General features: G+C 71.7%; 9 protein-coding genes. 6 read left to right on the top strand and 3 right to left on the bottom strand.

All coding sequences use genetic code 11. From position 1 onward, the window contains the following. The coding region (locus tag HW577_RS18905) for a hypothetical protein (RefSeq protein WP_198377695.1) at positions 1-402 on the bottom strand (402 nt) is incomplete at its 3' end. Positions 403-514: 112 nt separating this feature from the next. Continuing rightward, the gene (locus tag HW577_RS18900) at positions 515-1,057 is read right to left on the bottom strand and encodes a GNAT family N-acetyltransferase (protein ID WP_198377694.1); all 543 of its coding nucleotides are present in this window, start codon (positions 1,055-1,057) and stop codon (positions 515-517) included. A gap of 65 nt (positions 1,058-1,122) precedes the next feature. Between HW577_RS18900 and HW577_RS18895 the strand changes: the two genes are divergently transcribed. The 6 genes from HW577_RS18895 to HW577_RS18870 all read left to right on the top strand — a co-directional run bounded on the left by HW577_RS18895 (position 1,123) and on the right by HW577_RS18870 (position 5,636). Beyond that, on the top strand, positions 1,123-1,953 hold the full coding sequence (locus HW577_RS18895; protein ID WP_198377693.1) for a CoA transferase subunit A: 831 nt from the start codon (positions 1,123-1,125) through the stop codon (positions 1,951-1,953). Next, positions 1,950-2,708 (top strand): CoA-transferase, encoded by a 759-nt coding sequence (locus tag HW577_RS18890; RefSeq protein ID WP_198377692.1) that lies wholly within the window; start codon positions 1,950-1,952, stop codon positions 2,706-2,708. Before HW577_RS18895 ends, HW577_RS18890 begins: the two co-directional genes overlap by 4 nt. 8 nt (positions 2,709-2,716) lie before the next feature. Further along, entirely contained in the window at positions 2,717-3,094 is a 378-nt protein-coding gene (locus HW577_RS18885) for a hypothetical protein (RefSeq protein ID WP_198377691.1), read from the top strand. A gap of 138 nt (positions 3,095-3,232) precedes the next feature. Continuing rightward, positions 3,233-3,586, top strand: a complete 354-nt coding sequence (locus HW577_RS18880; protein ID WP_198377690.1) for a hypothetical protein — start codon at positions 3,233-3,235, stop codon at positions 3,584-3,586. Positions 3,587-3,658: 72 nt separating this feature from the next. Beyond that, positions 3,659-4,903 (top strand): CaiB/BaiF CoA transferase family protein, encoded by a 1,245-nt coding sequence (locus HW577_RS18875; protein WP_198377689.1) that lies wholly within the window; start codon positions 3,659-3,661, stop codon positions 4,901-4,903. Between the two features lie 121 nt (positions 4,904-5,024). Next, positions 5,025-5,636, top strand: coding sequence for an outer membrane beta-barrel protein (locus HW577_RS18870; protein ID WP_198377688.1), 612 nt, complete (start codon positions 5,025-5,027; stop codon positions 5,634-5,636). A gap of 10 nt (positions 5,637-5,646) precedes the next feature. Here HW577_RS18870 and HW577_RS18865 read toward each other — a convergent pair. Beyond that, on the bottom strand, positions 5,647-6,073 hold a 427-nt coding region (locus HW577_RS18865), incomplete at its 5' end, for a winged helix-turn-helix domain-containing protein (protein WP_198377687.1).

Genomic DNA, 6,073 nt, shown 5'->3' with positions numbered 1-6,073 from the left:
GGTGCCGCCACCGCCCGTCAGGCCGCCGCCGGGCGGCCCGCCGGGCAGGCCCGCGGCGGGGCCGCCGCTCCGCCCGCGAAAGGCGGTGGTCACGCTGTCGACGAGCCGGGCGCTGTCGTTCGACTGGTCGGTCACCCAGGCGAAGACGACGGCGACGCCGTGGGCGGCGAGGCATTGCACCGTCAGTGCTTCCTCCCCCCGCCAGCCGAACACTGTCTGGCGGCTGTCGGAGATGCTCGCGGTGAAGCCCGCGGCCTGGACGGCGCGCATGCCGATCGCGAGGCATTCCTCCTGGTTGCCCTGGGTGGTGCGGGCCCAGGCGGTGGAGACCGAGGACGCGCCGGCGGGCAGCGCTGCGAAGCCGAGCGCGCCAGCCAGGATCAGTGCGGGGATGCGGGACACGGGAGCCTCCTGCCGGGTCTGCATGCTGTAGGGGATCATCCTGGAACACATGGTTGCCGCAAGCCAGCGCCGCGCGCGATGAATCGCATCACGTCGCGCGCCCCGCCGCGGTTCAGCCGGGCGGCGCCGCAATGCGATACAGCAGGTGCCGCCGCTTCGGATGGCCTTCCGGCAGGCGCGGATGGTCGAATTCACCGGCCGCGGCCATGCCGAGCCGCTCCATCAGCCGCCAGGATGCCTCGTTGCCGGGCACGGTGAAGGCGACGATGTGGGGCAGCCCCAGCGTGCCGAAGCCGTAGCCGAGGGCGAGCCGCGCCGCCTCCGCGGCGAAGCCGCGGCGGCGATGGGCGGGGTGGATGCGCCAGCCGATCTCGACCGCGGGGGTGAAGGGCGCCTCCCAGGGGATGTTCATCAGTCCGACCACGCCGAGGAAGGGCGCGCCGCCCGTCTCCTCCACCACCCAGAAGCCCCAGCCATGTTGCTCGAAATGGGTCTGCAGCCGCTCGGCCCAGGCATCGCTCTCGGGCCGCGTCATCGCGGAGGGGAAGTGGCGCATGCTGTCGGCATCGCCGTTGATCGCGAAAAGCGGGTCGAGATCCTCCCGCCGCCAGGGGCGAAGGCTGATCCGCGTTCCTTGCAGGGTGACCGGGCGCATGGGTCACGGCATGCTATTGGCCTGCCCGGGCGATGACGAGTGATCCCGGTCACGGAGGACCCGCCATGCACCTTGCCAGCGCCGATGCGCTCGCCGCGCTGATTCCCGACGGGGCGCTGGTCGCCATGCCGCCCGACAATTCGCTGCCCTCCATCGCCATCGCCAAGGCGCTGGTGCGGCGCGGCGCGAAGGCGCTGCGGCTGCTCGGCGTGCCGGTCTCGGGCTTCGCGACGGATATCCTGATCGGTGCGGGCTGCGTGGCGGAGGTGGAGACGAGCGCCGTCAGCCTCGGCGAAGCAGGCTTCGCGCCGCGCTTCACGGCGGCGCTGAAGGCGCGGCGCATCATCGTCCGCGACGCGACCTGCCCGGCGATCCACACCATGCTGCAGGCCTCGGAGAAGGGCGTGCCCTTCATGCCGCTGCGCGGGCTGATCGGCAGCGACATCCTCGCCAACCGGCCGGACTGGAAGGTGGTGCCGAACCCCTTCTCCGAACATGGCGAGGATCCGATCGTGCTGCTGCCGGCCAAGCAGCCCGACTTCGCCGTCTTCCACGCCGCCATGGCGGATCAGGAAGGCAATGTCTGGCTCGGCCGGCGGCGCGAATGCGCGACCATCGCGCATGCCTCCAAGGCCGCGCTGGTGACGGTGGAGCGCGTGGTGGAAGGCAATTTCCTCGAGGATGAGCGCCTCGCCTCCGGCGCCATCTCCGCCACCTATGTCACGGCGACGGCGGTGGCCGAACGCGGTGCGCGGCCGGCCGCGCTGCTCGACGAATACGGCTTCGACCAGGCCTATGTCAGCGACTACGCCCGCGCGGCCAAGACCGAGGACGGCTTCCGCGCCTGGCTCGACCGCGAGGTGTTCGCCACCGCCGCCAAGGCCGCCGCGGCATGAGCGCGCCCGCGATCATGCCCGAGGAGCGGCTCGCCGCGACGCTGGCGCGCCTGATCCTCGACCCCGCGGCGCCGCCGGCCCGGCACATCGCGGTGGGCGCGGCCTCGCCCATCCCGGCCGCCGCGTGCTGGCTGGTGAAGCTGCTGGGGCATCCCGTGCGTCTGTCCCTGCTGCACCGGCGCGGCGGCAATCCCTTCACCGAGGGCACGCGCGAACTCTTCGACCTGACCGGCCAGGGGAGGATCGACCTGTTCTTCCTCGGCGGCGGCCAGATCGACGGAGAGGCGAACCTGAACCTGGTCGGCACCGGCGACTGGCCGGGCACGGGCGTGCGCTTCCCCGGATCCTTCGGGTCGGCCTTCATGTACTTCATGACGCCGCGCACCATCCTGTTCCGCGAGGAGCACTCGCCGCGCGTGCTGGTCGAGAAGGTGGACAACATCAGCGCGCCGGGCGTCTCGCCGCCCGGCGTCTTCCGCCGCGGCACGGCGCAGGCGCTGGTCACCGGCAAATGCGTGTTCCGCTTCCATCCGGACCGCGCCCGCTTCTCGCTCGAAAGCCTCCATCCGGGGGAAAGCGTGGAGAGCGTGCGCGAGGCGACCGGCTTCGCCTTCGACGTGTCGGACGCCGTTCCCGCGACGCCCGACCCGACCGAGGCGGAGCTCGGCCTGCTGCGCGGGCGCGTCTGCGACGAGATGGTAGAGACCTATCCGGAATTCTGCGCGCGCGTCTGGGGCCGGTCCCGGGCCGCCTGAGGGCAGACATGCACGCCGATCCCGACCTCGCGCCGCTCCTGCTCTGGGGTGTGCTGCCGGCCGCCCTTCTCGTGATGGTCGGTTGCCTCGCGCTATGGCGCGGCCGCCGCGGCTGGGTGGTGGTGGAGGCCGTGGTGCGCGACACCCCCGCCCCAGGCGGACCGAGCGAGATTGCGTGGCGGGACGAGGCGGGCGAGGTTCGTGTCTCCCGCCTCCTCCTGCCGAACCCGAACGGGCCGCCCCGGCCCGGAACGCTCATCACCCTCTCCTATCCCCCCGGCCGGCCGGAGGCGATGCAGCCCGGCACGCCGGGGCCACTCCTCGCCGCGGCGGTGGCGGCCGGGCTCGTCGCCCTGCTGGGCCTGTCCATCCTGCTGGGCTGGTGAGGCGCGTAGCCTCGACGTGACGCCGCGCCGGACGCATCGTCCCTGAACGAAGAGCATGGTTGCAGGACCGATCTCACAAAGCGCGGGACGCCAGGCCGCACCGACCGATGGCCCCTGCGGCCCGATGGAGACAGCCAGGTGACGATTCTTGCCTTCATCGGCGTCGCCTGCCTGGTGGCCGCCTCATGGAACTTCGCCAACGCCTGGCGCTACCGCGGCTGGTCCGAAGTGGCGGCGCGCGTCATCCGGTTCGACGCGGCGGGCTGGACCGCGACCGTCGAGGCCGAGGATGGCGGCGCGCTCCGGAGCGTCGTCTGGCCGACCACGAGGCGCAGCACGCCGGCGACGGGAACGAGGCTCCATCTGGTGCATCCGCCAGTCGATCCGGCACGGCTTGTCCTGTCGGGCGGGTCGCCGCGGTCGCTCCGCCGGGGAGCGGCGCTGCTGCTGGTCGCCTTCGTCCTGCTGGCCCTCGACCGCGGCTTGGCGTAACCGAAACCCGGATATGGACCCCTGCAGGCCGGCGCGCCGGCGGGCAGCACCGGATGCGAGGAAGAACGGCCCATGGACGGCACACCGAAACTGACGGAAACGACAGGCCCCGCCAGCACGCCTTCGGCCGGCGCGCTCGCCGGGCTGCGCGTGGTCGACCTCACCCGCGTCCTGGGCGGCCCCTACTGCACCATGGTGCTGTCCGACCACGGCGCCGAGGTCATCAAGCTCGAGCCCCCGCAGGGCGACGAGGTGCGCGACTGGGGCCCGCCCTTCAATGCGGACGGCGACGCCTCCTACTTCGTCGGCGTGAACCGCAACAAGCGCAGCGTCGGGCTCGACCTGTCGAAGCCCGCCGGGCGGGAAGTGCTGCTTCGCCTGCTCGAAGGGGCCGACGTCCTGATCGAGAATTTCAAGCCCGGCTCGATGGAGAAATGGGGCCTCGGCTACGAGGCGGTGCTGTCGCAGAAATTCCCCCGCCTGATCCATTGCCGCGTCTCGGGCTTCGGCGGCGAAGGCCCGCTCGGCGGCTTCCCGGGCTACGACGCGGTGCTGCAGGCGATGGTCGGGCTGATGTCGATCAACGGCACGGAGGAGTCCGGACCGACGCGGCTCGGCAATCCGATCGTGGACATCGCGACCGGCCTGTTCTCCACCATCGCGATCCTGATGGCGCTGCATGAGCGCGAGAAATCCGGCCGCGGCCAGTATTGCGACATGACGCTGCATGATTGCGGCATGGCGCTGCTGCATCCGCACGCGGCCAATTTCTTCCTGTCCGGCAAGCGGCCCAAGGCGACGGGCAACCCGCATCCGAACCTCGCGCCCTATTCGAAGTTCCGCACCGCGACCTGCGAGATCTTCGTCGCCGCCGGCAATGACCCCGCATTCCGGAAGTTCTGCGAGTTCCTCGGCATCCCCGAGGTCGCGAAGGACGAGCGCTTCGCGACGAACGGCCAGCGCGTGATCAACAAGGCCGCGCTGACCGAGGTGCTGGAGAAGCGCTTCGCCAGCGAGGACGGCCACGAGCTGACGCGCCGCATGCTCGCCGCCGGCCTGCCCGCCGGGCCGGTGCTCCATGTGGATGAGGCGATGGGCGCCGAGCACACGGCGTTCCGCAACATGGTCGCCGAGATCGGCGCGTTCCGCGCGCTGAACACGCCGATCAAGCTGTCCCGCACGCCGGGCGGCGCGCGGTCCGCGCCGCCACGGTTCAACCAGCATGGGCGGGAGGTTCTCGCCGCGCGCGGCTTCACCGAAGCCGAGATCGCGGCCCTGGAGCAGGATGGCGTGCTGGTGCCGGCGCGCCGCAAGTGACCCACGCCGGACCATGACCGAAACGACCAGACAAGGTCGGCTTTGTCGGCATGGTCCGGAGAGTCGTTCCTGACGATCACGCGGCCGTTATTTGAGGGCCTCCCTTTTTGGAGAGGTCCTCATGCGCCGCATCGCCCGCCCGCTTCTTGCCGCGGCCCTTGCCGCCACCGCCCTGCCCGCCGCGGCCGAGGAGGCCAGGCTTAACGGCGTCTATCTCGGCGTCTTCGGCGGCATGGCGGTGATCGATTCCACCGTGGTCATCCCGGCGACCGCGACGCGCCCAGCCGCGAAATTCGTCGACCAGGGCGGGGACGGCGCCATCCTCGGCCTGCGCGCCGGCTGGGGTACCATGATCAGCCGCCACGGCTATGCGGGGGTCGAGGGCGAGTTCCTGCTGCCCATCGAGGTGACCAGCCGCCTGATGGCGCTCGGCGTCGAGTATCGCGACAGGCTGCGCAACGAATTCGGCCTTTATGGCCGGCTCGGCTGGTCACCCGAGGGGAACAGCCTGTTCTTCCTGCGCGCCGGCATGACCATTCCGCGCCAATCCTTCGACGCCGTCCCGGGCGCCTCGCGCGAGACCTGGTCGGTCGCCCCGGCGATCGGCCTCGGCGCCGAGACGCATCTCTCGCGCCACCTCGTCGCGCGCATCGACGCGACCTACTCCTGGCCGAGCGGGGACAACCGCATGGAATCCTACCGCATGACGGCGGGCCTGGCCTGGCGGTTCTGACCGCGCGAGGTCAGCCGGGCAGCGGCAGCAGCCGGTAGCCGAGATTGCGCACCGCGCGGATCGGCCCGAATTCGGGATCGAGCCCGAGTTTCCGGCGCAGCCCGAGCACGAGGTTGTCCACCGTGCGGTCCGCATAGGCCCAGGGCCGGCCGAGCACCTCGATCGAGATGCGCTCCCGGCTTACCCCCTGCCCGCGCGCCTGGACGAGCAGCGTCAGCACCTGCGCCTCGGTGCGCGTCAGAGTGATGGCGCCACCTTCCGCCTTCCGGGCCGATTGCCAGCCGGGGGCGAAGGTGAGCCCCGGGCGGAGCGTGACGGCCGCGCCGTCCTCCAGTGCGAAGGCGGCCTGCGCCTCGAGGAAGCCGAGCGGCCCGCCCCGCGTGGCACCGGCCTGGCGGGCACGCAGGCTGGCGCGCAGGCGCGCGGCGGCGAGCGCG

The sequence above is a fragment of the Neoroseomonas rubea genome (genome assembly GCF_016106015.1).
In the GTDB taxonomy this organism is placed as follows: domain Bacteria; phylum Pseudomonadota; class Alphaproteobacteria; order Acetobacterales; family Acetobacteraceae; genus Neoroseomonas; species Neoroseomonas rubea.
This window is presented reverse-complemented; position numbering and strand designations above follow the sequence as displayed.

What these genes read in the sequence shown, in the direction of transcription:
- HW577_RS18875 (WP_198377689.1), top strand. Translation starts at nt 3,659, where the DNA reads ATGGACGGCACACCGAAACTGACGGAAACGACAGGCCCCGCCAGCACG.
- HW577_RS18870 (WP_198377688.1), top strand. Translation starts at nt 5,025, where the DNA reads ATGCGCCGCATCGCCCGCCCGCTTCTTGCCGCGGCCCTTGCCGCCACC.
- HW577_RS18890 (WP_198377692.1), top strand. Translation starts at nt 1,950, where the DNA reads ATGAGCGCGCCCGCGATCATGCCCGAGGAGCGGCTCGCCGCGACGCTG.
- HW577_RS18885 (WP_198377691.1), top strand. Translation starts at nt 2,717, where the DNA reads ATGCACGCCGATCCCGACCTCGCGCCGCTCCTGCTCTGGGGTGTGCTG.
- HW577_RS18895 (WP_198377693.1), top strand. Translation starts at nt 1,123, where the DNA reads ATGCACCTTGCCAGCGCCGATGCGCTCGCCGCGCTGATTCCCGACGGG.
- HW577_RS18900 (WP_198377694.1), bottom strand. Translation starts at nt 1,057, where the DNA reads ATGCGCCCGGTCACCCTGCAAGGAACGCGGATCAGCCTTCGCCCCTGG.